General features: G+C 59.1%; 23 protein-coding genes. 13 read left to right on the forward strand and 10 right to left on the reverse strand.

The features are described from left to right. Positions 1–20: 20 nt before the first annotated feature. The gene (locus K325_RS0113400; protein ID WP_029654784.1) at positions 21–944 is read right to left on the reverse strand and encodes an alpha/beta hydrolase; all 924 of its coding nucleotides are present in this window, start codon (positions 942–944) and stop codon (positions 21–23) included. Positions 945–1,289: 345 nt separating this feature from the next. Here K325_RS0113400 and K325_RS0113405 point away from each other — a divergent pair, with 345 nt between their 5' ends. The 4 genes from K325_RS0113405 (at position 1,290) to K325_RS0113420 (ending at position 7,579) form a co-directional block, all read left to right on the forward strand. After that, on the forward strand, positions 1,290–2,651 hold the full coding sequence (locus K325_RS0113405) for a WS/DGAT domain-containing protein (RefSeq protein WP_084694234.1): 1,362 nt from the start codon (positions 1,290–1,292) through the stop codon (positions 2,649–2,651). 176 nt (positions 2,652–2,827) lie between these two features. After that, entirely contained in the window at positions 2,828–3,928 is a 1,101-nt protein-coding gene (locus K325_RS0113410) for a porin (RefSeq protein ID WP_029654786.1), read from the forward strand. Positions 3,929–4,170: 242 nt separating this feature from the next. Then, positions 4,171–5,331: a nitric oxide-sensing protein NosP gene (gene nosP / locus K325_RS0113415; protein WP_029654787.1), complete on the forward strand. Its 1,161-nt coding sequence runs from the start codon at positions 4,171–4,173 to the stop codon at positions 5,329–5,331. Next, the gene (locus K325_RS0113420; RefSeq protein WP_036193546.1) at positions 5,306–7,579 is read left to right on the forward strand and encodes a hybrid sensor histidine kinase/response regulator; all 2,274 of its coding nucleotides are present in this window, start codon (positions 5,306–5,308) and stop codon (positions 7,577–7,579) included. The genes nosP and K325_RS0113420 overlap by 26 nt, the downstream gene beginning before the upstream one ends. Positions 7,580–7,633: 54 nt before the next feature. On the opposite strand, the gene K325_RS0113425 is transcribed toward K325_RS0113420, so the two are convergent. Continuing rightward, positions 7,634–8,311, reverse strand: coding sequence for a response regulator (locus K325_RS0113425; RefSeq protein ID WP_029654789.1), 678 nt, complete (start codon positions 8,309–8,311; stop codon positions 7,634–7,636). A 343-nt stretch (positions 8,312–8,654) separates the two neighbouring features. Here K325_RS0113425 and K325_RS0113430 point away from each other — a divergent pair, with 343 nt between their 5' ends. Genes K325_RS0113430 through K325_RS0113440 form a run of 3 tightly spaced genes read left to right on the forward strand, consistent with a single transcriptional unit; the run spans position 8,655 to position 11,015 of the window. After that, entirely contained in the window at positions 8,655–9,581 is a 927-nt protein-coding gene (locus K325_RS0113430) for an ABC transporter substrate-binding protein (protein WP_228128453.1), read from the forward strand. Between the two features lie 59 nt (positions 9,582–9,640). Continuing rightward, positions 9,641–10,354 (forward strand): ABC transporter permease, encoded by a 714-nt coding sequence (locus tag K325_RS0113435; RefSeq protein WP_211218157.1) that lies wholly within the window; start codon positions 9,641–9,643, stop codon positions 10,352–10,354. Further along, complete coding sequence (locus K325_RS0113440) at positions 10,347–11,015, forward strand: ATP-binding cassette domain-containing protein (RefSeq protein WP_029654792.1); 669 nt, start codon at positions 10,347–10,349, stop codon at positions 11,013–11,015. Before K325_RS0113435 ends, K325_RS0113440 begins: the two co-directional genes overlap by 8 nt. Here K325_RS0113440 and K325_RS0113445 read toward each other — a convergent pair. Continuing rightward, positions 10,969–12,357: a peptidoglycan DD-metalloendopeptidase family protein gene (locus tag K325_RS0113445; RefSeq protein WP_051146648.1), complete on the reverse strand. Its 1,389-nt coding sequence runs from the start codon at positions 12,355–12,357 to the stop codon at positions 10,969–10,971. The two genes, K325_RS0113440 and K325_RS0113445, sit on opposite strands and share 47 nt — an antisense overlap. Before the next feature lie 114 nt (positions 12,358–12,471). Beyond that, on the reverse strand, positions 12,472–13,674 hold the full coding sequence (gene zigA, locus K325_RS0113450; RefSeq protein ID WP_029654794.1) for a zinc metallochaperone GTPase ZigA: 1,203 nt from the start codon (positions 13,672–13,674) through the stop codon (positions 12,472–12,474). Positions 13,675–13,865: 191 nt separating this feature from the next. Here zigA and K325_RS0113455 point away from each other — a divergent pair, with 191 nt between their 5' ends. From K325_RS0113455 to K325_RS0113470, 4 genes are all read left to right on the forward strand, one after another. Then, positions 13,866–15,167: a hypothetical protein gene (locus tag K325_RS0113455; protein ID WP_228128454.1), complete on the forward strand. Its 1,302-nt coding sequence runs from the start codon at positions 13,866–13,868 to the stop codon at positions 15,165–15,167. Positions 15,168–15,253: 86 nt separating this feature from the next. Beyond that, on the forward strand, positions 15,254–16,378 hold the full coding sequence (locus K325_RS0113460; protein ID WP_029654796.1) for a hypothetical protein: 1,125 nt from the start codon (positions 15,254–15,256) through the stop codon (positions 16,376–16,378). 1 nt (position 16,379) lies between these two features. Further along, positions 16,380–17,291 (forward strand): metal ABC transporter substrate-binding protein, encoded by a 912-nt coding sequence (locus tag K325_RS0113465; protein ID WP_029654797.1) that lies wholly within the window; start codon positions 16,380–16,382, stop codon positions 17,289–17,291. After that, positions 17,288–18,076: an ABC transporter permease family protein gene (locus tag K325_RS0113470; protein WP_029654798.1), complete on the forward strand. Its 789-nt coding sequence runs from the start codon at positions 17,288–17,290 to the stop codon at positions 18,074–18,076. Before K325_RS0113465 ends, K325_RS0113470 begins: the two co-directional genes overlap by 4 nt. On the opposite strand, the gene K325_RS0113475 is transcribed toward K325_RS0113470, so the two are convergent. The 4 genes from K325_RS0113475 to K325_RS0113490 are packed head-to-tail and all read right to left on the reverse strand — an operon-like array spanning position 18,014 to position 21,728. Then, complete coding sequence (locus K325_RS0113475) at positions 18,014–18,817, reverse strand: ABC transporter permease (RefSeq protein WP_029654799.1); 804 nt, start codon at positions 18,815–18,817, stop codon at positions 18,014–18,016. The two genes, K325_RS0113470 and K325_RS0113475, sit on opposite strands and share 63 nt — an antisense overlap. Then, on the reverse strand, positions 18,814–19,542 hold the full coding sequence (locus K325_RS0113480) for an ABC transporter ATP-binding protein (protein WP_029654800.1): 729 nt from the start codon (positions 19,540–19,542) through the stop codon (positions 18,814–18,816). Before K325_RS0113480 ends, K325_RS0113475 begins: the two co-directional genes overlap by 4 nt. Then, positions 19,539–20,513 (reverse strand): YVTN family beta-propeller repeat protein, encoded by a 975-nt coding sequence (locus K325_RS0113485; protein WP_029654801.1) that lies wholly within the window; start codon positions 20,511–20,513, stop codon positions 19,539–19,541. The genes K325_RS0113480 and K325_RS0113485 overlap by 4 nt, the downstream gene beginning before the upstream one ends. Before the next feature lie 42 nt (positions 20,514–20,555). Next, positions 20,556–21,728 (reverse strand): ABC transporter substrate-binding protein, encoded by a 1,173-nt coding sequence (locus K325_RS0113490; protein WP_029654802.1) that lies wholly within the window; start codon positions 21,726–21,728, stop codon positions 20,556–20,558. 163 nt (positions 21,729–21,891) lie between these two features. Between K325_RS0113490 and K325_RS0113495 the strand changes: the two genes are divergently transcribed. Next, the gene (locus K325_RS0113495; RefSeq protein ID WP_029654803.1) at positions 21,892–23,124 is read left to right on the forward strand and encodes a sensor histidine kinase; all 1,233 of its coding nucleotides are present in this window, start codon (positions 21,892–21,894) and stop codon (positions 23,122–23,124) included. Beyond that, on the forward strand, positions 23,121–23,777 hold the full coding sequence (locus tag K325_RS0113500; RefSeq protein WP_029654804.1) for a response regulator: 657 nt from the start codon (positions 23,121–23,123) through the stop codon (positions 23,775–23,777). Before K325_RS0113495 ends, K325_RS0113500 begins: the two co-directional genes overlap by 4 nt. Positions 23,778–23,790: 13 nt before the next feature. On the opposite strand, the gene K325_RS0113505 is transcribed toward K325_RS0113500, so the two are convergent. Beyond that, positions 23,791–24,444, reverse strand: a complete 654-nt coding sequence (locus K325_RS0113505) for a pentapeptide repeat-containing protein (protein WP_029654805.1) — start codon at positions 24,442–24,444, stop codon at positions 23,791–23,793. 68 nt (positions 24,445–24,512) lie between these two features. After that, positions 24,513–26,366 (reverse strand): methanol/ethanol family PQQ-dependent dehydrogenase, encoded by a 1,854-nt coding sequence (locus K325_RS0113510; protein ID WP_051146649.1) that lies wholly within the window; start codon positions 26,364–26,366, stop codon positions 24,513–24,515. Positions 26,367–26,642 lie beyond the last annotated feature (276 nt).

Raw genomic sequence — 26,642 nt, forward strand, 5'->3', positions numbered from 1 at the left:
CTGCCAGTGGATGATTTGTTTTAACCCTGGGCCACGGAGCCCAGGGTTTCCAGGCCGGGCACCCACTCTTTGCTGTCCAGCGTGATGAAATGGCTTGGAGCCTCGGTTTCCACGATGCGCATGGTGGTTGGGCTGGTCCGGGCGCTGGCCAGCATGGCCTGGCGGTCCAGAATACGGTCGGTGGCGGGGATCAGGAAGGTGCCGTGGCGGACATGGCGGTAGACCGCGGTGTCTGTGCGGGCCATCCAGTCCATGATGTTCTCGATGTTCCGTACGATGGTCAGGTGGTCTTTGGTGGCGTAAAACAGCTTGCTCAGTAGTTGCCGTTTACGCGGGTTCATCTTACCAAAAAAGGTCTGGCCATAAGCGGACTGAGGCGCGCTGTTGATCAGGCGAATCAGCCATGGCCACATGCCATGGCTAACGGGCTCCAGCAGGGTGGTTACCAGTGCATGCAGTTTGCCCTGGGGCAATACCGGGGCTTCCAGCACGATTTCGGCACGCTCGTACAATTCCGGCCATTGGCGGATGGCCTCGAGAATAACCGCCCCGCCCCGGGAGTGGCCATGCACCCGTATGCGCTCTGTCGTGGGCAGATTCTGAAGCGCCTGATTGAGCAGGCAGGCATCGTATTCGATGGTCCCTTCCAGGTGCTTTATGGGGACTTCCCAGTCCGGGGTTTCGGGCGTCACGCCATTCACCGGTACGTGATAATTGCTGCAGGTCAGTAAGATCAGTTCGGTGTTCGGGCCGTCGTAGGCCTGAGTGAAATAGCAATGGTTTTCGAGAAAGCCATGGACGCCGATGACGGTGTGCTGAGCTGAACCGCTGTGGTTGCGAACGGAGACGGCGCCCTTACCAACCCGGTAGACCCGGCCGGAGAACATTTCGGAATAGGCGTTTTCGATCGGCTTGATCAGTTTGCGAACATGACTGGCTTTCATGACTCATCTCCTCCCGGCCGCTTTCATTGTGTTGTTGGTCTGGCAGAGCCGGTGTGACATTTTTACCGTGAATGCCGAACGGGTTAAGTGGCACCAGTGCCCTTGAAAATGGTGTTCTGGGGCCAATTGCTCGGTGCCTGACAGGCATATATAACCATCGCACCGGGTCATATACCCAGTATAGGTTTGAACCTTTGCTGACGTGTAGCTTTTTGTAACGCAGCGCTCATGCTGAAGGATGGAGCCGTTATCCGGACTCTGGCACAATGCCGGATTGGTTTTTTAAAAGAAGGGCGCGTTATTGATCGGGGAATATCAGGTTTGAGCCAGGAGCAATCGCATCTCATGCTGCCTTCGGATTCAGCCTGGCTGGCTCTGGAACGGCCCGACAATCCCATGACCATTACCATTATGCTTCGGGTCGATGGCCTGACCCCCGGGCGCTTCCGGGAGTTTCTGGAGGTGTACTGGCTGGCCTGGGAGCGTTTTCGGTGCCGACCGGTCTGGCGTGCTCCAGCCTGGTATTGGGAGAAAGACCCGACCTTTGCTCCACCAAAACACCTGGATGTGGCACTTGACCGGTTTGAGCCGGGGGAGTTGCAGAATTGGGTGTCTGAGCGCCTGAATGAGCCTCTTCCGCTGTACCGCCCCCGCTGGAAGTTCTGGCTGGCGCCGAATGCCCGTGGTGGCGCCGCATTATTGCTGAGGTTGCACCACTGTTATGCCGATGGCCTGTCATTGCTGGGGGTGTTCGATCAACTGTGCCCGGCCTCCCCTCGTCAGTACCCCGCGGTTTATGGTGCCCGGGAGGCGCCTGAACTGGGACGCTGGTTCTCCTCCGCCCAGGCCTGGCTGGAAGCTTGTGTGGCCGAGGTTGCTCCGGTGGTCTCTGGCTCGACGGATGACCCTGAGCCCCCGGGAAAAGGGCGTGTGGGCAAGGTGTTTGAAACCGGCACGCGTCTGGTTCATGACATCAGCGAGTTGCTTGTTTCGCCCGATGACACACCATCCGATCTGAAGCGCCCGCTGTTGGGGCGACGAAACTGCCGGTGGTCACCGCCCGTTCCTCTGGCGCATTTTCGTGACATTGCCCGGGCGACCCGTACGACCATCAATGACGTGCTGCTGGCCTGTGTGGCGGCTGCGGTCAAGCCTCGTCTTGGGATGACGCCGGAGCAATTGGAGGACGCCGTTCTCCATGCGGCGGTTCCTGTGGATATTCGTGCCCAGTTACCGGAGGGGGTTCAGCCGGAGGATGGGGCTCTGGGGAATTGCTTTGGCACGGTGTTTGTTCCTTTGCCGGTGGATGGTCACAGTGCTCTGGAACGTTTGTTCCGGGTCAAGCACGAGACCCGGAAACTGAAAAAAAGCTGGCAACCCGGGCTGGCCTGGGGGCTGACGAGTTGCGCCTCGTTGATTCCGGAACCCGGCCGGAGGCCTCTGGCCGATCTCTTCTTCCGCAAAGCCTCAGCGGTGGTGTCCAATGTGCCAGGGACCCCGGAAACCCGGTATCTCGCCGGTTGTGCCATTACCGAACAGATGTTCTGGGTACCCCAGGCCGGCGATATCGGGCTGGGGGTCAGTATCGTCAGTTACGGCGGCCAGGTGCAGTTTGGGGTGGTGGCGGATGAATCGGTTTTGCCCGACCCCTCGGCGTTTCTTGACGACTGTCTTAACGAGCTTGACCAGTTTCCGGGCCGGTCGTAGTCCCAAAGTTTGATATCCAGTGCCTCCTAAATGAGCAGGCAATCTGCTCTCACGACTAATACTCCCTTCCTTTTCATTGGCTGACCATGAACTTCAGGCGCTCAGATTGCGCCATGGGGTTCGCGGAGTTGTCCGGAGCCCTTTATCCCAGATTTCAAATAACAACCGGGGGAAGTATGAAAAACAACGTTAAAAGGTCGGGGTTGGCGTTTGCCGTGGCGGTCATCATGGGGGGCAGTGCCGGGGCTCAGGCGGCTGTTGAGGTGTATAACGAGGATGGAACCAGTTTCTCCGTTGACGGTTACTTCAATGCGTTCTACGTGAATCGTGATGACAAGGTGAGTGACGTTCGGAACTCGGATGTGAAAATGGGCTTTCTTCCCAACACCATCGGGTTCAACTTCAGCAAGGAAATGGGAGAGCTGACGCTGGGTGGCCGGTCTTCGTTCTGGACGACCATTAACGACAGCCTACAGTCTCCAACCGATACCAGCATCGATGTCCGTCAGTTGTATGCCACGGTGGATGGCGACTTTGGTCAGGTATTGATTGGTAAGGATTTTGGCCTTTACGCCCGGTCCAATATTTTTCTGGATGAGTTGTTGATGGGATTTGGTTCTCCTGGTGCAGCAACCGGGGTGTCCTTCGGAAATATCCGGACGGGCTATCCGTACCCGAACCCTTCCGCGCAGATTACCTACCGTTCTCCGGATTTGTCAGGGTTTAAAGTCGCAGCCGGTATCTTTGAGCCTGCGGATACCACGCCCGGGGCAGATTCCGAGCAGTCAGCGCCTCGCTTTGAGGCAGAGCTGACCTACAGTACCGATCTGCAGGGCGTGGCTCTGACGGCCTGGCTGAATGGTCGTCACCAGAGTTCCGAAAACTCCACCACAGAAATCGACAGCCAGGGCCTGGGGTATGGTCTGAAGGCATCCGTGGCTGGCTTCTCGGTCACGGCGACGGGGTTCACTTCAGAAGGTGATGTGCCTGTGCTGATCAGTGATGGGGCCCTTGCGTCTGAAGAAGATGCTGATGGCTATCTGGTTCAGGGTTCCTACACCCTGGGCGCCAACCGGTTTGTGGTGTCATACGGCGAGACCGACTCGGATCAGGGGGATTTTGAAACCGAGAACACCTCGTTTGCCGTGTTCCATGACGTGAACAGCAACTTCAAACTTGTCGCTGAATACAACATGTTTGAGCAGGAGATCAAGTCTTCGGGTACACGCGCGGCCGACGCTGATACGCTCGCTGTTGGCGCGATTGTCATGTTCTGATTCAACCCTTGGCGTCATCGCAGAGTCAGAGCCTGCTCCCTCTGCGGTGATCGTCTCAGACTAAAGTGCCGGTTTGTTTGCGCCAAAACCAGGCCTCGTTGCCGGTCATTGATTCCGAGGTTTTATAATCAATGAGTTATCACCCATTTGGCGCGCCAATAAAAAGCACCGAAGTCGCATTTTCCTCCAACAGCATCGGCGTAGAATCGACAGTTGTACCGAGTCGTCCGAGGGCTGTACCCATGAATTCAGACAACCCAGGAACCGCAGTCCGGGTTGCCAGTGCCAGTGTCCGGGAGCCGGAACTGGCGGCAGCGGAACTGGCCCGGCAGCTTCAGCATGACCACCTGGGGTGTGTTCTCTTTTTCTGCTCCGTTGAGTTTGACCTGGAACGGCTGGGCCCGGCGTTGCAGGCGGAGTTTCCTGATACCCGGGTGTATGGGTGCACGTCCGCTGGTGAGATCACCGAGCACGGGTATGGCCGGGGCTGCATCAGTGCGCTGGGGTTTGATGCCCGTTACTTTGCCATTGATTGTGCCCTGATCAATGAGCTGGAAAGTTTCACCCTGCAGGATGCGCAGCAGGTGATCGACGGGTTGCTGACCACCTGCCGCGAAGCACGGCTGGCCCCGGTCAAGGGCAATACGTTTGCTATCACGATGCTGGACGGCCTGTCGAGCCGGGAAGAATTGGTGCTGGCCACTCTGAATGCGGCGCTGGGTACCATTCCTCAGTTTGGTGGGTCTGCCGGTGATGATGAGCGCCTGGCGGATACTCATGTCTTCTACGATGGTCAGTTTCACAGCGCGGCCGCCACAGTGATGCTGGTGAATACGCCACTGGATTTCCGTGTGTTTTCGACCCACCACATGCGCGAACAGAGTGAAAAGCTGGTGGTTACCCGAGCCTGCTCCGAGAGCCGGACGGTTTTTGAGCTGAACGCCGAACCAGCCGCGGATGTCTATGCACGAACCGTTGGGGTGCCGGTTGAAGAGCTGGATCGGCGGGTGTTCGCCCTGCAGCCTCTGGGAGTGCGGGTCGGCGGGAACTATTTTGTCCGCTCCATCCAGCGGGTCAACGCCGATGGCAGCCTCACGTTTTATTGTGCCGTTGAAACCGGCATTGTCATGACGGCGATGAGTCCGGGGTCTCTGCTGGAGAGTGTCCGGGCTCAGATCGAAGCCTCTGAACGCGTGGTTGGCAAGCCGCTGGTGACGCTGGCCTGTGACTGTTTCCTTCGGCGCCTTGAAGCGGAGTTGACCGGGCAGGTGGACGCCGTTTCGGATTTCCTCAGGAGGCATAAGGTTGTGGGCTTTAATACCTATGGCGAACAGTTCAACGGAATGCACATCAATCAGACCTTCACGGGGGTGGTCATTGGCCAGCCTGAACCCAGCACCTGATCTGACAGGTCTAAAAGCCGGTACCGACAAGGATGCCAGGATCGCGGAGCTTGAGGCTGAGAACCAGCGGCTGAGAAGTATCCGGGATGCCCTGATTGTGCGGGTGGAATCCGGTGCAAGCCACAAGCCTGCCCCGTATGCGGCCTTCGAACACTCGGTCATTCTTGCGGAGCAGGTCCGGGAGCGCACGGAGGCGCTGAATCTTGCCATGGATGAACTCAAGGCGAGCAACAAAGCTCTCAGCCGGGCCAGGGAAGAGGCGGAAACGTCAAGACAGCGATTGAGCGATGCAATTGAAAGCATTGCCGACGGCTTTGTCCTGTTTGACCGTGATCATCGTCTGATCCAGACCAACAGTCGTTTTCGAAGCTACTGGCGTCATGCGGGCGTGCCGGTGCCGACGCCGGGTGCGCACATCGAGACGGTTAAGGCCCTGGCCGTCAGCTCCGGGCTGATTGTTGAAGAACACAGCCATGAAGAGGCGGAGGGAGCGGTGTTCCTCCTGTCGAATGGCCGGTGGGTGCAAATGACGGAACGCACCACCCGCGAGGGTGGTCGGGTGGTGCTCTATTCCGATATTACCGATGTCAAAAACAGCGAAATGGCCCGCCGTATAAAAGCACTGGAAGAGAGCGAGCGCTGGATTCGTGTGGTCACGGACCATGTACCGGCTCTGATTGCCTATGTGGGAGCAGACCTGACGGTTCAGTTCTGCAACAAGGTCTATCAGGCATGGTACGGGCGTAACGGAGTGTCGCCTCTGGGCAAACATCTGGAGGATGTGCACTCTGATGATTTCTATCAGCGCCTGCTGCCCCAGATTCTGGAAGTTCTCGATGGCCACAGCGTCACGTTTGAGTTTGAAGAGACCGGAGAGCGGGGGGATCAGCGTTACATGCTGCGCTCCTATGTGCCCAACCGTGACGAAACGGGAGAGGTAACCGGGTTTTTCGTCTTGATCCGGGACATCACGGAGCGCCGGAAAACTGCCATAGCACTGGAGCGTGCCTACGATGACCTGGAGCACCGGGTTCGTGAGCGCACGGCGGCTCTGACGGGGCTTAATCAGCAGCTGCGGCAGGAGATTGCCGAGCGTTCTGCGGTAGAGGCCCGATTGAGGGAAGCGAAAGGGGAGGCAGAGCAGGCCAACTTGTCGAAAACCAAGTTTCTGGCGGCGGTCAGCCACGATCTTTTGCAGCCGCTGAATGCGGCCCGTCTGTTCACCAGCGCGTTGCTGGAACAGAGCTTTGGACCCAAGGCGGAAGGGTTGGTGCGCTCGGTCAGCACCTCGCTGGATGACGTTGAAAACCTGCTGGGCACTCTGGTGGATATCTCGAAACTGGATGCCGGGGTGATTACGCCGGATGTGACGGCTTTCGATCTTCGGGACCTGTTGAATAACATTGCCAGGGAATTCCGGCAGATGGCATTGGCTGAAGGCCTGCGCCTGGATTTTGTGCCGTCGTCGGCCGTGGTTCGCTCAGACTCACAACTGCTCGCCCGGATCTTACGAAATTTCCTGACCAACGCCATTCGTTATACGGGCCAGGGCCGGATTCTGCTCGGGTGCCGCCGACAGTCTGATCATGTGCTTCTGCAGGTCTGGGACACCGGCCCGGGCATTCCCGGGGACAAGCTGACGGAAATCTTTCAGGAGTTCAAACGCATCCGGCCCAAAGGCGCTCAGGCTGATAAGGGACTGGGGCTGGGGCTGGCGATTGTGGACAAGATTGCGCGCATGCTGGGGCACGACGTGGCGGTTTCTTCGGTGGAAGGGAAGGGCTCGGTCTTCAGTGTCCGGGTGCCGCTGGGTGAATTGCAGCCGTCTCTGCCGTTGCCCCACAACGAGGTGCCTGGCTCCCCGGACAATGGGCTCTCCGGTGCCCGGGTCTGGGTGATCGATAATGATCTGGCTATCTGCCAGGGCATGAAAACGTTGCTGGAAGGCTGGGATTGCCGTGTGGTGACCGCGGTCTCGGCCGAAGACCTTGCTTCCCGGGTTGCGGTGGCGACGGCGCCGGTGGACCTGATTCTGGCGGACTACCATCTCGACAATGATGAGAACGGCGTTGATGCGGTTGCTGTTATCAATGGGCAGCGCTCACAGCCGGCCCCGGTGTTGATGATCACGGCCAATTATTCGAATGAGCTGAAGCAGCATATCCGGGAACTCGGATACCTGCTGATGAACAAACCGGTGAAGCCGTTGAAACTGAGAAGTGTTCTGACCCACGTCATCCGGCGTTGAGCCGGGAACCGGGCCGGTGACCTCTGGCAGCCCGGCCTGTCGGGTCCCCGGGGGTCAGCGTTTCAGGTACTGATTGAAGTCCACATCACCGGCCGACAGGATAGCCTGTACCCGGTTGTGGACGCCGAGTTTTCGCAAGATTGCGGAGACGTGCGCTTTAACAGTGGTTTCGGCGATGTTCAGGTTGTAGGCAATCTGCTTGTTGGATTCGCCCTTCGCCATTCGCTCCAGAACCAGCAGTTGTCGCCGGGTCAGGGAGTTCAGCAGTTCGGGTGAAATCGGGTTCTCATCGCTCCGAACCCGTCGCTGGCTGCTTTCCTTACCGGTCCGGATGATGTCTGACGGCAGGTAGACATTGCCATTCAGGATCTGCTGGATGGCTTCGGTCATTTGGGCGCGTGGGGACGACTTGGTGATGAAACCGCAGGCACCGTAGGTGATCGCCTGAAGCACCACCTGCTTGTCTTCCTCTGCGGAGACGATGACTACGGGAATGGTGGGGGCTTCGTTTCTGAGCGAGATCAGTCCGTTCAGGCCGTGCATGCCGGGCATGTTCAGGTCCAGCAGGATCAGGTCCAGGTCGTCGTTGTCGCGGGTGATTTCCAGAGCGCTGTCCAGATCATCCGTTTCCAGAATCTCGCTGCCTTCAAAACCTGAGGCAATTACGCTGCTGATGGCTTCGCGGAACAGTGGATGATCATCGGCAATCAGGATCTTGTAAACCGGCTCCATGGATGATTCCGTCTGGTTGTTGTCAGGGTTGGACTCTGAGTCATGATAGCGGTTTTCTGAAGAGAGTGCGGCATCGGGCTCGTTCAGCATGGCGGCCTCCTGTGCAGAGAGCGCCCGGATCGGGGTTGGACTCTCTGTTTATTATTGTGATGGTCTCATTACACGCGATGTTGGTCTCGGGTTGAATGAGACCATCGCACCAAAAAACAGGCACCAAAGTAGTATTCTTGCGCTGGAACCGGGTTCGTATTGTTGGGGGATGAGCCAACAACGAACCAAAGCACCGCGAGTTACCCGATGCCTCTCATCCGCGAGGTGGCGTGGTTGCGGGTTGATGTGGCTGATGTTGATTCTGCCTTTGCTGGCTGAGGCCGAGCAGGACGACGCCCCGGTATTGTCCGTTAGCGTTCTGCAGTATGGCACCGCGCACTGGGAACTTGATTACCTTGTAAGCCGGGGCCTGGATGAGGCCAACGGGTATCATCTGAAGCTGATGCCGGTGGCGAATCTGCCGGCCTCCCGGCTGGCTGTTGCCTCGGGTTCGGCCAATGCAGCTGTGGCCGATCTCTTGTGGGTGCAATCCCGTTTTCAGGCTGGCTCGCCTTATCTCTACCTGCCTTTCTCTTCGCAGCTTGGTGACGTCATGGTGGCCGAGACCTCTGATATTCGGACGGTCTCCGACCTTGTCGGCCGGCGCATTGGTATTGCCGGAGGGCCCAGCAGTAAGGGATGGATTTTGCTGCGGAAAGTGGCTGAGCAGCAAGGCCTGGACCTGTCTGCGTCTTCCACCATTCAGTTCGCCGCCCCTCCGTTGCTGGGGCAGGCCCTCAGACGGGGGCAGCTGGATGCGATTGTCACCTATTGGCACTTCGCGGCACGTCTGCGTGGAGAGGGTGGCTGGCGCTCGGCATTCGAGATGGAGGATTTGCTGGCGACGCTGGGGCTGGACCGTCGGTTGCCCGTGCTGGGGTATGTCTTTCCGGAGGCTTGGGCCATCCAGCACGCGGCGTTGGTAGACCGGTTTGCCAACTCGTTGGCCCAGGCCAAAAGCGGGCTTGCAACAGACCGGGCGGCCTGGCAAAGGCTACGTCAGCTGATGGGAAACCCTGGCGAAGGAGCGTTCGATGCGCTCAGGCAGGGGTTTTTGGATGGTTTTCCGGATGTGCAGACGGATAGGCGTATCGCAGACCTGAAACGCCTGTTGGTGCTGACCGGGGCAGCCCCGACTGCGCTGATGCGCGATGAGCTTTTCTATCGGTGGCAGCCGTGAGGCGCCGATCTGAGCGTCCGCCCGTCTGGAGTTACTGGGTTGTTCTGCCCACTCTGCTCCTGCTTTGGGCGGTGATTGCCCAGGGTTTGAACTCCTCGTTGCTGCCATCACCGATGACAGTGCTTGAAACGCTTATGCAGGAGTCTGCATCCGGTGAGCTTTGGCGACACTTGGGGGCGACGTTGGCGCGTGTGCTGGTGGCTTTTGTCTTGGCTATGGGGCTGGGAACGGTCATTGGCCTGGTGATGGGGCGATCCCTCAGAGCCAACGCGCTGTTTGATCCTTTGTTGGTTCTGCTGCTCAACTTGCCAGCGCTGGTTACGATTATTCTGATGTACGTGTGGTTTGGGCTGGTGGAAGTGGCTGCGGTAATGGCGGTGGTGATTAACAAGGTGCCTAACGTCGCGGTGACGATTCGTGAGGGCGCGAGAAGCCTTGATCACCGGCTTGAGGAAATGGCGACCGTGTACAGATTCAGTCGCTGGCAACGGTTAACGGAGGTTTGGGCGCCCCAGTTGTTTCCGTATCTGATGGCGGCGACCCGGGGCGGGCTGGCACTGATCTGGAAGATTGTTCTGGTGGTTGAGTTGTTGGGGCGCTCCAATGGCGTTGGCTTTCAGTTACACCTGGCGTTTCAGGTGTTCGATGTAGCTGCGATTCTGGCCTACAGTCTTGCCTTTGTGGCCGTCGTGCAACTGATTGAACTGGCGTTACTGCAACCACTGGAGAGGCGGGCGTCCCGCTGGCGTCAGCGGGAGGTGGCCCATGCTTGAGATACGGATCCGGCGGGAGGCGTCTGGGCATTCGATTTTGGGGGACATCCAGGCATCCGTAGCACCGGGGGACCGAATCTGTCTGTTGGGGCCGTCCGGTACCGGCAAAACAACGTTGTTGAACGCCATTGCGGGATTGGACCACTCCATGGCGGAGGAGTCCATTCTCGGCCGCGACCGGCTCCGGGTGGGTTACCTGTTTCAGGAGCATCGGCTTTTGCCATGGCGCACGCTCAACGCCAACCTGAAACTGGCAGGGGCCAGTGAGCGAGAGGCCGAACGGCTTTTGTCTCAGGTGGGGTTATCCGGTTACGGCCACTACCTGCCCGACCAGTTGTCGTTGGGTATGACCAGGCGGGCAGCGCTTGCCCGCTGCCTGGCGGTAAAGCCAGACCTGTTGCTACTGGATGAGCCCTTTGCGTCCCTGGATCCGGTGATAGTGGGTGAGTTGAAAGCACGGATTTCGGCCATCCTTTCGGATCGGCCGGGGATGGCCATGATCTGTGTGACTCACGATGGTAACGACGCCGCCGCTCTGGCAAATCGCCTGTGGTATCTGGAGGGCAGGCCGGCCCGTCTGCGGTGGGACGGCGCTGTCCATTCTCAGGCCAGCACTAGCGCGTTGATGAGTCGGTTGCGTGGCGTAGCAAAGGCTGTCTGACCCGGGCCGTGTTCTGGTCAAACAGGGACGGCGCCTTGGACACCAGAAGTTCCGATCGGCTGCCGGCGTATTTCATGACCACCAGTTGCTCGTCCACCTTGCGCTGGAAAGCGGCAAGCTCGGCTTTGGGAATCGCCGCAGCGGTTGGGATGTCGGCGGTGAGCGGGTCAACAGGCTGGCCCTTGATGTGGAACTCGAAGTGGAGGTGAGGGCCGGTGCTTCGCCCGGTGTTTCCGGACAGGGCGATTTTTTGCCCGCGTTGAATCTGTGCACCGGATCTTACCAGAACCTTGTTCAGGTGAAGGTAGCGGGTCGTGTGCGCCCCTCCGTGATCAATGTCGATATAGCGTCCGGCATAGGGATGATTGCCCACTCTCCGGACGATGCCGTCGCCGGTGCTGAGAACCGGTGTCCCGGAGGGAGTGGCCAGATCCACGCCATTATGAGGCCGGCGGCGCCCTGTGACGGGGTGCAGCCGGTTTTTGTTGAACGGCGAGCTGACTCGATAACGCTTGGACGTTGGCCAGCGCAGGAAAGCCGGCGATACACTGTTGCCATCCTCATCGTAGTAGTTTCCATCGTGGAATCGAAAAGCATAATGGGTTTTCGAGGCCCGATGGAGAGTAACCGCCTGCAGTCGGGTATTGTTCGTGCTGGTTTCTCCGGCCATTTCATGTCCGACGATCACGCGGAATTCATCGCCCACTCGCAGGTCTTTACGAAAATTCAGCTGGTTGCCGAGGAGTTGGTCAATCAGCTGGATCTGAGCGCGATTCAGGCCTGCCTGGATGGCGGACGCGTAGAAACTGCCGTCCACTCTTCCGCGGATGACTTCTGTCACCCATCGGGTGTCGGCTTCATATTGCTGGTGCTCGAACGAACCGTCTTCCCGTTTCAGATAAACCACCTCCCTGGCGGGATCAAGGTGGAGCGTCAGCTTTGAAAACCGGTTTTCCTGATTAAAATGCAGAGAGAGCCGGGTGCCGGGTTTCAGCGTTTCCAGGGCAAGGAACTCTGCATCGGCTTCCATAATGCGGTGCAGATCGCTCAGGGGCGCCCCGTTTGCCTGGAAGATTTCGCTCAGCGTATCGCCTTCCCGGACCTCTATCTCTCGGGCGGTGTCCGAGGCGGGCTCCCCAGTATCATGGATAGATTCGGCTGATAGGCCCGGAATTTCCGGCCCGGGCGAGGCGTTGGCCGTCTGCGGCTCGGCCTTGGAGGACGAAGGTTCGGTCAGGGCTGACGACGTTTGCAATGGCAGCAGGCCCGCAGCCAAAAGGGAGATCACTGCCATGGCAGACAGGACTTTATGGCGGGCTGTAAACGTTTTCGGTGGTTTCATTTTCCGGGGGCTCCTGATCAGGCTGCTACCTTAGTGCGTTGCCCGGGAGGTTGTCCAGACTCTATGACCCGCCGGGCAAGCTGTCAGATCCCTGTTTGGCTTTGTCTGTGACCATTAATCCCAGGACGGAAAAGGATCGTTGAGCGTCTGCCAGAAGGTCTTCCCGGCTAGAAATTGCTGTTCATCCAGCAGGCATTCATCCAGTTGTCGGGAAAGGTGCACCGGATCAAGGTTCTGGCCGATGAACACCAGTTCCTGACGCATATCCCCGAACGGTTCCACCCAGCTTTCCATGATCGCTTTTCGGTAGTCCGGGTCCTGGGGCCAGTTTTCCTCAGGTACGGCTTTCCAGAACATGCCTGCAACGCCGTGCCTGGCGATACCGCCGGCCTGGCTCCAGTGCCCGGCAAACTCCGGTCTTGTGGCGAGCCAGAAGTATCCTTTTGACCGTATCAGTTTACCCGCGGATACGCCCTGATGCAGGAAGTCGTGAAACTTGGCCGGGTGAAAAGGGCGGCGGGCCCGATAGACGAAGCTGGAGATACCATATTCCTCGGTTTCCGGAATGTGTTCTCCTCGCATTTCCTTGAGCCAGCCCGGGGCTTGCTGGGCGCGTTCAAAGCTGAAACGGCCGGTGTTCAGAACTTTGTCGACGGGCACCGCCCCCTGTCGGATCGGGATTATGTCGGCTTCGGTGTTCAGGCTGCGGAGAATGCCTTTTAAGCGATCCAGTTGATCGGGGGAGATCAGGTCTGTTTTGCTGATCAGTAGAATGTCGCTGAATTCAACCTGGTCCACGAGAAGATCTGAGACGCTGCGTTCATCTTCTTCGCCAAGGCTCTCGCCGGTTTCCGGCAGGGAGCGGGCCTCTTCGTAGTCGTTCAGAAAGTTCACGGCATCGACGATCGTCACCATGGTATCCAGCCGGGCGACATCGGCGAGGCTCACGCCATCCTCGTCAGCAAAGGTAAATGTCTCTGCAACTGGCAGAGGCTCTGAAATGCCCGTGGATTCAATCACCAGACAATCAAAACGCCCCTCTGAGGCGAGCTGGCGCACTTCCAGCAGGAGGTCTTCCCGGAGTGTGCAGCAGATGCAGCCGTTGCTCATTTTCACCAGTTTTTCTTCAGCACGATTGAGGCTGACTTCCTGCTGAACCTGGGTAGCATCAATGTTCACTTCGCTCATGTCGTTCACGATCACGGCCACGCGTTTGCCCTCCCGGTTATTGAGGATGTGGTTGAGAACGGTGGTTTTTCCGGCGCCAAGAAAACCGGAGAGCACCGTCACAGGCAGGCGGGGGGCTGGGTGTGTCATGGTCTTGCTCCTGTTGGATGGAAGCCTGCCTTCGCGGCGGCTTTACATTGATTATGTTATAACATAACATTTCTGGCCGGTAAAAATGTTAAAAGTGAGTTATCTGGGTGCCGTGGATAGGGCTGGCCCCAGGGAGCAGGCTTTCCCGAGTTGCATTTGTTGAAATGTTATAACATATAAAGGAGTTGTGTATGAGGATGTTCGCTCAATCCCGCCGTCCGCTGGCGGTGTCGATTCTGTTGGTCTCGGCCGGCCTGTTGGCCGCCTGTGGCGGTTCCAGCAGTTCAAGTGATTCAGCCGATGGCCATGACCACACCGACATCGAGAGCGCGGGGCGACTGGCGCTGTATGATGCGGATTCCTCGGCGATCAAGGTTGTGGATCTCGATCACGGGGACGTGCTGTCGAGCCTGGCTCTGAGCGGGGCGGCACCGACTCTTGTCGCCTCGCCTGGGTACCGTTATGCGGTTGCCATTCAGCGGGCGGATGACCGGGTGTCTTTCGTGGATGGTGGCCTGTATACCGAGGATCACGGCGACCACATGCACGATTACGCCGAGACCCCAAGCCTGCTGGCGCTGACGCTCAACGATCATCGTCCAACTCATTACTCGCCGGGCGAGGCACACGGAGTGGTCTTCTTTGATGGTGGTGATGCGGCCCGGTCCAAAGTCACTGCATTTTCCGATGCCAGTCTGGGCAATGGCGACGCGGTTGCCAGCCTGGATCTGGAGAACAGCATGCATGGCGTCGCAAAGTTGATTGACGGGCACCTGTTCGTGACGTATCGCGATGCTTCCATCACCGACACCACGCTGCCAGCGGCGGTGGAACGCTATCACCTGGACGGCACTCGTTTTGAGTTTGAGGCGCGTTATAGCGAACCCTGCCCGAAACTCCACGGGGCGGCTGCCAACAGCCATGAGCTTGCTTTCGGCTGCAGCGATGGAGTGCTGGTGATTGATCTGGATGAAGCGGGTTACCCCGCCCGTAAGTTCGCTAACCCCGAAGGGCTGCCCGATGGCGCACGAATTGGCACGCTGGTGGCCAATCACGATGTTGAGGCATTGGTGGGCATTGCTGGCGATCAGTTATTCGTTATCGACGCTGAGTCACCGGCCCAGCCATACACCGAGCTGGATCTGGGCGGCTCTGTTGGTCGCATAGCCCAGGGGTTCACCACCCACGGCGAGGTGTTCTATGTGCTGGGTGATGATGGCGCCCTGCGTCTGTTTGATCCGGCCAATGGCTGGGCTCTGGTATCGACGGTTTCCGTCGTGGCACCGCTGACAGAAGCCTCTTCCAAACCGGCGCTTACCCCGTCTGCCAGTCAGGACCGGCTGTACGTGACGGATGCTCCCAATCAGGCCGTTATTGAGGTAGACACAACCGAGGGTCGTGTTGTTCGCACCCTGGATGTCGGTTTCCCGGCGTCATCGCTGGCCTGGCTGGGGCTGACGGACTCCGGCCACAACCATGAGCACGAACACTGAGTTGTGTGTTGATTGAAACCCTTGCCAAGACCAGGGTCGGGCGGATCAACGCCTGGCCCTGTCGACGTCTCTCGACTGGAGTTGTTATGCAAACCCGATCTCTCAGGTTCTGGCTGCCATCGGTGCTCGCCGCGGTGGCGGTGAATGCCAGTGCCAGCGAACTGAACCCGGATGTCAGCGTCACGCTGGATGGTTACTACAAACAGAATGAAACCGCCTTGTCTCATCGCGATCAGGGCTTCGGCCTTGGCCATACCGAATTGTCATTGTCCTCACCGATTGATGACCTGTTCTCTGGCCGTTTGACGGCGGTGTTTGAAGAGCACCACGGTGAGACGGAGGTGTTGGTTGAGGAAGCTTATCTGCAGACCAACGGGCTGCCGCTGGCTCTGAGCGTCCGGGCTGGCCGGTTCTTGTCGCAGGTAGGTTATCTCAACGGTCGCCATTTACATGAGGACGACTTTGTCGAACGCCCTGCCGCGTATCGCGCGCTTCTGGGGAGTCATTACTACGATACCGGTGCGCGGGTGAATATGCTGCTGCCAGCGCCTTTTTTCTGGCAGTTGGGCGCAGAAGCTTTCAGTGGCGACCAGATGACGGAAGGCGATGAGGACATTGGTGTCTATACGGTCAATACCCGGTTTGGTGGGGATATCTCATTGTCACAAAGCTGGCAGCTGGGGCTGTCGTGGCTCCGTAATCGCCACGCAAAAGACGCCGATACCGGCGACGGCAGCCACGATCATGGTCATGATCACGGGGATGGACACGATCACAGCCATGGTGCGGGTTACACCGGTGAAAACCTCTATATTGCGGATCTGGTGTGGAAGTGGGCTCCGGACGGTAACACCCGACAACAGCAACTGACGCTCAGTGGGGAGTACCTGTACGCGGATGAACTGAATTCGTTCGCAGACTCTGATGACACCCACAAAGGCTGGTACATCTCCGGCGTGTATCAGTTTGCACCGCAATGGTCGGCGGGGCTTCGTTATGGTGAGGCAGACCTGCTGGAAGCTCATGGCGACCACTTTCACGGCCAGACGCTGGAGGAGACCGATGTGATGCTCTCCTGGTCTCGTTCGCATTTTTCCACGGTGCGGTTGCAGTACACGCATCAGGATGCAACCGGCTTTAGCAATGCCGACAACACGGTGATGGTGCAGTACGTGATGTCTCTGGGAGCACACGGTGCCCATGGTTTCTGAGATGATCTACAGAAAGGGGCTCCTGACGATCCTGCTTGTGCTGGCGGCACTCCCGGTGCAGGCCCGGCTCACCGTGTTTACGTGTGAGCCCGAGTGGGCGGCGCTGGTTCGTGAGCTGGTACCAGACGCCAAAGTGACCACGGCCACCAGCTACCTGCAGGACCCTCATTACATTGAAGCGCGGCCCAGCCTGATCGCGGCGGCCAGGCGTGCAGATCTTGCGGTCTGCACCGGCGCGTCGCTGGAAGCCGGCTGGTTACCGATGCTGCTGGAGCGAGCGGCCAATCCGGCAATACAGCGCGGGCGCCCTGGGTTGTTTTTTGCGGCGGATCACGCCCGGCTGCACGCACCTCATGAGCATGTGGATCGCAGCATGGGGGATGTTCATCCGGAAGGTAACCCGCATGTGCATCTGTCGCCGGATGAGTTGCCGGAGATTGCCGGCGCGCTGGCAGAGCGTCTTGGGGAGCTTGCGCCAGAATCGTCCGCGGACATTCTGGGCCGGTACATTCGTTGGCGCGGGCACTGGAACCAACTGCGCGCGGGGTGGCGGGACCGCGCACAGGACTTTCAGGGCCAGACAGTGGTGGTGCAGCACGCCAGTTTCAATTACCTGTTGCGATGGCTGGGCCTGGGTATTGCCGCCGACCTGGAACCGAAACCAGGGCTGCCACCGAGTGCCCGGCACCTGAGCCAGTTGCTTGAAAAGCCGGAGCTTGCGGGCGCGCGGGCCATCCTGATAGCCAGCCACCAGGACCCGCAGCCTGCGGAGTGGCTGGCGGAGCACACCGGGCTGCCGGTGCTGGTTGTGCCGGGAACGGTTACTGGCACGGCGCCGACGGAAACCCTGGGTGGGTTGATTACCGGGATCCTCCGACAGATTGAGCTGGGTGAATCCGGAGCCACCCCATGAACGCCTATGAATGGTTGATCCTGCCGGCAGTGGGCAGTGCGATGCTCTGCCTGCTGCTGGTTCCGTTGGGCTATCAGGTGATTGCCCGGGGGGTGATCTTCGCGGATCTGGCCATTGCCCAGTGGGCGTCGCTCGGCACTCTGGCTGGCCTGGCATTGCTGCCGGCCTATGCCCTGGCTGGTGCGCCGCTGAGCAGCCTGATCTTTGCGTTGCTGGCGTCCGGGGTCGTACATCTGATCTTCCGGCGGCTGGGAGAGGCTAAAGAAGCGTGGATTGGTCTTCTTTATGTCGTTGGGGCGAGTTTTGCGGTGTTGCTGGTCAGTGGTGATCCCCATGGCGCTCAGGCGCTGCAGAGAGCGGCGTCGGGTGATCTGCTCTGGGCCGGCCGGCCTGTGGTGGTGGCTACCGCCATGCTTGCGACCCTGGTTTGGATGCTGGGACGCTGGCGCTCCGCGTGGATGAGCGGCGTTGCCTTTCTGCCTGTGTTCGCAGTGGCGGTGACCTATTCGGTTTCGTTGGCGGGCATCTATGTGGTGTTTGCCACGCTGATTATAACTCCTTTGATTCTGGGAGCGTGTTTGGGGGAGCGGCCAGCTCTGGCCGTCTGCTGTGCGATTGCCGGGCATCTGGCGGCGATTGGTTGTTCGGTGGTCTGGGACGTGCCAGCCGGGCCAACGATTGTCGTCGTGACCCTGGCCATGGCGCTGATCTGGTTTTTGGCTTTACGTGGGCTTGCTGCCCAGAATCTTCGTGCGCTGCGGGCGAAATCCGGCGGTAGCCAGTAACGCCAGTACCACCGTCACGGCCGTGGTGATGCCGTAGGCCATAGGGTTCCACTCCAGATACAGCGAGAACCGGATGGCTTCTACCGCATGGGTGAACGGATTGAACTGGCAGATCCAGTACAGCCAGGGGCTGGCTTCGTTCATGCGCCACAAGGGATACAGTGCAGAGGACATGAAAAACATCGGGAAGATGACAAAGTTCATCACTCCGGCGAAGTTTTCCAGTTGTTTGATCCAAGTGGCAATGAGCAGGCCAAGAGCACCGAGCATCAGGCTGCTCAGGATCAGCGCCGGCAAGACGGCCAGGTAGCCCCACAGAGGTGGTTCCACATCCACCAGCAAGGCCATCAAGAGGAATACGTACACCTGGCCGATGGACACCACGCCCATGGCGAACAGTTTGGTAACCAGCAGAAAGGGCCTGGGCAGGGGGCTCATTAACAGAACCCGCATGCTGCCCAGCTCCCGGTCGTACACCATCGAGAGCGCGCCCTGCATGCTGTTGAACAAGATGATCATGCCGCACAGCCCAGGCGCAATGTAGGTCTCGTAGGTAATGTAAGTCTCATAGGGTGGAATGATGGAAATACCCAGTACCGCCCGGAAGCCGGCAGCGAATACAACCAGCCACAACAGGGGGCGGACCAGAGCGCTGGCAAACCGGGTGCGTTGCTGCCAGAAGCGCAGCCACTCCCGGGTCTGTATACCGATAAGGCAGTGCCAGTAATGTGCGGGTTTCATGAGGCCCCGGCTCCCGTCAGGGAATGGAAGGTTTCTGCCAGTGTTGACGTGCCCTCGGCTTCGCAGATGGAGTGTCCGTCGCCATTGGCCAGCAGTTGACCCTGATGGAGGATCAGCACCCGGTCGTCCTGCCGCACCTCTTCAATCAGGTGCGTTGCCCAGAGGACGGTAAGCCCCTCCGATTCGCACAGGGTGCGGACGTGATCATTCAGTGCCTTGCGACTGGCAACGTCCAGACCCACCGTCGGTTCATCCAGCAGCAACAGGGAGGGGTTGTGAAGTAGCGCGCGGGCGATTTCCACCCGACGACGATGGCCGCCGTTGAGTGTGCGCACGGCGTCGTTGGCACGCTCCAGCAAGCTGAACCGGGCCAGTTCGCGGTCACCCCGCTCCCGGGCTTCCCGTCGGGATAACCCATGTAAGGCCGCGTGGTACTGAAGGTTCTGGCGCACGGTCAGGTCCAGATCCAGCGCATTCTGCTGGAACACAACGCCGATCTTTCGCATGGCCTCGGCGGGTTGTTTCCGGAGTGACTGGCCAGCCAGCCGGATATCCCCCTGTTGCAGGGCGAGCAGTCGGGTCAGCAGGCCGAACAGGGTGGACTTGCCCGCCCCGTTGGGGCCCAGCAGCGCGTGAAAGCGGCCGGAGGTCAGCGCGAAGCTGACCTCCCGCAATACGGGCTTGTCGCCGTAGCGAAAGCTGAGGTTACCGGCTTCGACGGTCATGAAGTCGGATCGATGACCACCCCCCAGGGGTAGCGGCCAACCTTGATGGATTTGATCACCTTCATATCGTTGATGTCGATGATCGAGACATCGCCGGACACACCGTTGGTGGTGTACAGGTGCTTCTCATCCTTATCGAGATCCAGTTGCCAGACCCGGGCGCCCACCAGCAGGTAGTCCAGCACCTCATACGTTTTGGCATCGACAACAGCCACATGGTTGGAGGGGCCCAGAGCGACGAAAGCGTATTTGCCGTCAGACGTCAGCTCGATGCCGACGGGCTGGACCCGGTCCTGGTTTACACCGGGCACCTTGAAGGTCATCTCGTGAATCTGTTCCAGATTATCCACATCAATGATGTGGACAGTCCCCCCGATCTCGGCAGAAGCCCACGCAATCTTGCTGTCTTTGCTGAACTCCACATGGCGCGGGCGCTGGCCCACCACAATGTTTTTCTCGATTTCAAAGGTCTCGGTATTGATCCAGTGCAGCATGCTGGTGGTCTCGGAGGTGTTCACTGCCCACTTTCCGTCGGGGCTCACCGCCATGCCTTCCGGCTCAATGCCCACGTCGATCTGGGCCAGCACGTCTTTGGTTTCCACATCGACCACCGTCACGATGGCGTCGTCTTCATTGGCGATGTACAGGTGTTTGTTGTTCGGGTGCAGGGCGAACTGCTCCGGATCTTCGCCTGAAGGCAGGGTGTCGACAATCTTGCGGGTGGCAAGGTCAAACACCTGCACCGTGTCGTCATCGCTGGCGCAGATGTACAGTTTGGTGTAGTCCTTTGAGAGCAGAATGCCCCGGGGCCGCTGGCCGACATCAATGGTTTCCACCACTTCGTGAGTGTCGGTGTCGATGATCGACAACGTGTTGTCCTTCTCGTTGGAGACATACGCCAGGCTGGCCAGCGCGGGTGTCGACAGGCCGATCATGGCGGCCAGGGCGGTCTGCTTGAACAGCGATTTCATCAGGTAACTCCTTTTTGTTTTTAAACGGGCTGAGCCTCGGGCTCAGTCGTTGATCCGGCATTGGCTTTCCGGCCTGTCGAAGCCGAGGGTGTCCATATCCGTGTTGGGGTGCAGGAAGCCTTCGAACGGGGCTCGTGCCACCAGCCCTCTGGGGTGAACCAGGGGAATGGGCTGCCGGAGCTGGCCATTCCATTCCCGAAAGGTGAGCTTGCGGCCTTTGAAGGCGGCAAGCTGGAACTTGTCGCTGAACAGGTAAGGGCGAATGGTGTCGGTACTCGCACTACTGAGCGCGGTAACGGCCGTACCAATGGCGCGGATCGCGGCCCAGGCAGCATAGTCTTCGCTGTTCATGTTGCGGTTAGCGAGCTCGCGGAATCGGTTCTGAAGTTGTGCCGCACCCCAGCTTTCAACCACCCGATGCCAGGTCACAGGCGTCATTCCCTGGGTGCCAACCACCGGCCGTGGCAGCCAGGTGTTGAAGGGCACGTATTCACCAAAATCGCCGCGGACGTCGGCAACCACCACCGCGTCGTAATCTCTGGCCTGGGTAAAAGCTGGCAGCTCCTTGGCGGCGGTCCGGCGCAGATCGGCATCAAAGGTCCAGGGCTTGTCCTGAACAATGTCCAGTCCAAAGCGTTTGGCGGAACGGCGGAAGGCATCGGCCCAGGCTTTGTCCTCCCCGGTGGGGCCGGTGATCAGGAATACCTCTTTCCAGCGTCGCTGGTTCAGCCATTGGCCAAGGGCGTCGGTGAGCATGGCGTAGCTGGGAGTGGTGTGCAGCAGGTTAACGTGGCACTGCCCGGTACGCAGCGCATCGTCCTTGGCGCCAGCGTTGAAAATCAGGGTCTGATCCTCTGCTTTGTTTGCCATTGCCTGAAGCGTGCTTGCGGGTACGTTCACCACGAACAGGTTGGTTCCGTTTTGCTGCAACGTTTCGAAGGCCGCGAGTGCGGCGGCCTCAGAATCCGAGACTTCGGCCTGGAGCGAGTACCGGTGACCCAGAAATTTGCCGGTTGTGCTGTTGTCTTCAATGGCCAGTTCGGCGCCCCGAAGCCCGGCGTCTTCCGGTTCGGGAATGACGTTGGACAGCACCGGGCCCTGGTCGGGACCCCATTGAAGGTAGCCGATCTGCACATCCACCGTGTTGGCGTGGAGGGAACCCGCAGCGCTCATCGAGAGCAGAGATGCAAAGGCCATCCGGGATAACAAAGGCATGACGGTCTCCGATTTATTGTTGTGATTCCAGCTTAGTGAAGGGAACAATTCCCGGGAATATTCAGAAAGTAGGAAAGTGCCGGTACTAAAGAACTATTCCGGTGGGAGCTGGCGGCTTTAGCATGGTCAGACCGAGACCGGAAACGACGACGAGACAACAAGAATGACGGTATACCGGAAAATTTCCCTGTCGATGCTGGCCGTGTTTGTGGTGGTTTACCTGCTGGGAGCGCTCCTGTATCTGCAACAGGCAAGACACGACGTTGCACGTGAAATGGCAGGCGTTGCGGGCCTGGCTTCTTCGCTGGGGGAGCCCTCGACCCTGCTGGCCTCAGTGGTGTCCGGGGTGCGCCATTTAAAACCTGTGGCGGACGGCGTCAATGGCCGGGTGCCAGGCGTTCCCGGCTGGTTTTCTGCGTTGATGGCCGGGGAGCCGGAGCGTTTTGTGGTGAACGGCTGGCAGGTAGATCCGGCCGATGAAATTGAGGAAATCTGGGAAGGGTTTGTGCTTGTGTCACTGGCCTACGCGGTTGGTATGACGCTTTGTTTTGTCGCCCTGTATGCGATGGTGCGCAGCGGTCTCCGAACGCTGTCGACAGTGGCTGAGGCCATGAAAGATGTCTCTGAGGGGCAATTGACGTCACGTCTCCAGCCCCGGCCAGAGCGCGAGCTTGACGCTCTGGTGTGGCGGTTCAACTCCATGGCGGAGGCATTGGAGCGCGAGCAGCAAACGGTTGGTCGGCTGCTGAACGAACTTCTGCAGTTACAGGATCGGGAGCGAGAGCAGATTGCCCGGGTTCTGCACGACGATCTGGGCCAGTACCTGACCGGAATCCGGGCCCAGTCCCTTAGCCTGCTTTACGATCCGGAGCTGGGAGAGGCGCAGAAAAACCGGGTCCGGGATCTTGCCGGGCACTGTGAGACGGTTCAGAAACATTTTCGTCACCTGCTGCAGGACCTGCATCCTCTGGTGATGGAGCAGTTAGGGCTTGCCAGTGCGATCCGTCATCTGGCGGAACAATGGCAGCAACTCAGCGGTCTGGAATGCCACTTGTCGATGGATGAGCAGTTACCGGCGTTCAGCGGGGAGCAGCAAACGCATCTCTACCGTTTTCTGCAGGAAGCGCTGAACAATGTCTCGCGACATGCTCAGGCGTCGCAGGCGACTCTGTCGGTGGCCAGTGTTGATCAGGCCTTGAGTGTTGAAGTCCGGGACGATGGGGTGGGCAGTGATAGCCTGCCCGGAAATGCTGGCCTGGGGGTGCGCTCCATGCGTGAGAGGGCTCGCTGCCTGGGCGGAGAGTTTCAGATTCTGAGTCGTCTTGGGGAAGGGACACGGGTCAGGCTGGCGGTGCCACTGCCCGGTCTGGCTGTAACCACGGGAGGGGTAATATGAAGTTGATGATTGTGGATGACCATCAGGTGGTCCGCCAGGGCATTGCCAATCTCCTGCGGTCGTTGCTTCCTGCGGTGGCGATTACCGAGATTGAAAACGGGCAGGAAGCAGTAGCACGATACGGTGAGCTGCGCCCAGACGTCGTGTTGCTGGATGTTGGCTTGCCGGACATCTCCGGGTTGGAAGTCGGCCGCCGTATTCGCCAGCGTTGGCGTGGTGCCGCTATTCTGTTTTTCACCATGCACGATGAACTGCCTATGGTGCGCCAGGCTCTGGATGTCGGCGGCCTGGGGTTTGTCTCAAAGAGCTGCGCGCCGGAGGAGTTGGCGGAAGCGGTGAAGCGGGTCGCTGCCGGGCAGCCCTACATTGAGCACCCGATTGCCACTCGCCTGGCGATGAATCGCGAACGACCGGTGGATCACCGGCTCAAAGACATGACCCAGCGGGAAATGGAGGTGCTGTTGATGTACGTTCGTGGTGAGAGTGTGACAGGCATTGCCAAGCGCCTGTGCGTGAGTAACAAAACCGTGTCAAACCATCTGGCAGGGCTCAAAAGTAAGTTGCAGGTGGCTTCTTCCGTTGAACTGATACACCTGGCGGTGGATGCCGGGCTGATTCGTTATGGTCAGCTTGAGGAGAGCAGGCGGGTCTGAGCCCGCCTCTGATTCACCAGTCGAACGGGCAGGCCGTGCACCCTTCCATGTGGGTGCCCTCAAATGTGGCGTAGTGAATGCGGGTTCCGGAAAGGTCCGCGTTTGCCAGGTTTGCCAGCCCCATTTTGGCCTCCTGCAGATTGGCGCCGGTCAGGTTGGCTCCCTCAAGATTGGCTTTGGGGAGCCAGGCAATCTCGAAACTGCTGTAGGACAGATTGGTGTTCCGGAGGGTGGTGCCGGAAAACCGTGAAAAATCGAAATTGGCGCCGGTCAGATCGCTGCCAGTGAAGTCAGCGCCTTGGGCGAACAGATATTCTGCCTGCATTCCCTGCAAGCGGGCATTCCGAACGGAGGCGCCCCGCAGGCTCGCCCGGTAGAGCTGTGCCCGAAATCCGGTGACGTTGTCGAGGTTAGCGCCATCAAGGTTGGCGCCCCGGAGGCTGGTGTGGCTCAGATTGGCTCCGGACAGATTAGCCCCCTGGAAATTGGCGGATCGCAGGTCCAGGTTGGACAGGTTGGCGCCTCTGAGGTCGGCACCGGCACAGTCGGCTTCCCGCTCCAGTGTGCAGCCATTGATTACCGGTGTCTGGTCCTCGCCGGCCATGTAGTCCGCGGCCAGGGCCGGGTTCAGGAACATCAGCATTGATGCAGTAACGACAGGTTTCATAGGGGACTCCGGAAGTAGGGGTGGTAAAAAGGGGCCCGGCGATGCGCCAGGCCCAGTCCGGCGGAAACTCAGCGCGAAGCTTGTGCCCAGGAAGGCATCTTGAAGACCCAGAATGACCCACCCTGAGAAATCGGTTTGGTCAGCTCTGCCATGTCGCCTCCCCAGAGTGGAACCGCACCGCCATAGCCGGAGGCCACGCCAATGTACTGTTCACCGTCCATCTCCCAGGTAATCGGGGAGGAGATGATTCCGGAGCCGGTCTGGAACTTCCAGAGCTCCTCGCCGGTCTCGGCATCAAAGGCTTTGAGGTACCCGTTGCCGGTACCGGTAAACACCAGGCCACCTTTGGTTGCAAGCACGCCCGCCCAGAGTGGCATTTTCTCTTTGTGTTCCCACTCGATGTCGCCGGTGATGGGGTTCATGGCGCGCAGGATGCCGACGTGATCGTCGTACATGCGTTTGATCCGGAAGCCCTGGCCCAGATAAGCCGCCCCTTTCTTGTAGGTGACTTCTTCTGTCCAGTAGTCTTCTTTCCAGTGGTTGGCCGGTACATAGAACAGGCCGGTATCCTGGCTGTAGGCCATCGGGTTCCAGTTCTTACCGCCCAGGAACGGTGGTGAAACCTCAACGGACTCGCCGCGGGTTTCGCCCTCAGGAACGGGTGGTGGACGCTGCCCTTCCACTTCCATTGGGCGGCCATCTTCACCGATGCCTGTGGCCCAGGTGATGTTGTCTACGAACGGAAAGCCTTTCTTGAACTTGCCGTTTTCCCGGTCCACCACGTAGAAGAACCCGTTTCGGTCTGCGTGGGCGGTGGCCTTCACGGTTTTTCCATTTTCATCGTATTCGAACAGCACCAGTTCGTTATTGCCGGAGAAGTCCCAGGCATCGTTCGGTGTGTGCTGATAGAACCACTTCACTTCGCCGGTTGTCGGGTCAACACCAACCTGGCCAGAGGTATAGAGGTTGTCGTAGTCCGCGGGATCACCGCCAGGGGATGTGCGTTTCCAGGTGTTCCAGGGCGCCGGGTTGCCAGCGCCGATGATGATGGTGTTGGTCTCGGCATCAAAGCTGGCGCTCTGCCAGGGGGCGCCACCGCCGTGGCTCCAGGCCTCGACCTTGCCGGTTTCGGTGTTCGGATCGTCTGGCCAGCTGGGTGCCCGGGGGTCGCCAGTGGGTGTGCTCTTCTCACCGTTGAGGCGGCCGTAGTGGCCTTCGACAAATGGCCGCATCCAGACTTCCTTGCCAGTATCCGGGTCGCGGGCGAACAACTTGCCGACCACCCCGAACTCATCGCCAGAGGAACCGTGAATCAGCAGAACCTTACCGGTTTTCTGGTCTTTCACCAGAGTTGGGGCGCCGGTCATTGTGTAGCCCGCTTCGTGGTCGCCAAACTTCTCACGCCACGCAATCTTCCCGGTATCCTTGTTGAGGGCAACGATGCCCGCATCCAGAGTGCCAAAGAATACCTTGTCACCAAAGATGGCTGCCCCGCGGTTGACCACGTCGCAGCAAGGGCGGATACCTTCCGGCAGGCGATGGTTGTATTCCCAGAGAAGTTCCCCGCTTTTCGCATCCAGAGCAAACAGACGGGAGTAAGAACCGGTCACGTAGATGACACCGTCATGAACCAGCGCCTGGGACTCCTGCCCCCGCTGTTTTTCATCGCCAAAGGAGAAAGACCAGGCCGGTACCAGGCGCTCCACGTTATCCCGGTTGATGGTGGTCATCGGGCTGTAACGCTGGGCCTTGGGGCCAATGCCATAGCCGAGCACGTTTTCAGGTGTTTGGGCGTCATTGGCGATGTCTTCCCAGGTGACGTCTTTGGCGTGGGCCAGGCTGACCATTCCGGCCGTAGACCCCAGCGCCAGGGCCAGACCTATGCCCCGCAGCAGCGGGTGTTTGCGAGTTCTGATGTTCATAGTTTTCCCCTTGGTTTTTGTTGTAACCATCGTCTTGCTCATGGCATCGACGCCCCCGAGTATTGGCCCGGGTAAGGAGAAGTAGCGACGGAAAAAGTCGCGCGGAGATCGGGAAAAAGTCTCGAAAAACCGGGAAAACTTCCCGGTTGGTTGCTTTCTTTATGATAACCGGCGCGTTTTGGGTGGGCGAGCCTGTGTCTCATGCTTTGGCCTTCGCTCTCAGCGTCTACTACCAAGGAACTAAGCCAAAACCCCCAAAGTGGCATTCGGTCTGGC

It is taken from the genome of Marinobacter daepoensis DSM 16072, assembly GCF_000421165.1.
GTDB lineage: Bacteria > Pseudomonadota > Gammaproteobacteria > Pseudomonadales > Oleiphilaceae > Marinobacter > Marinobacter daepoensis.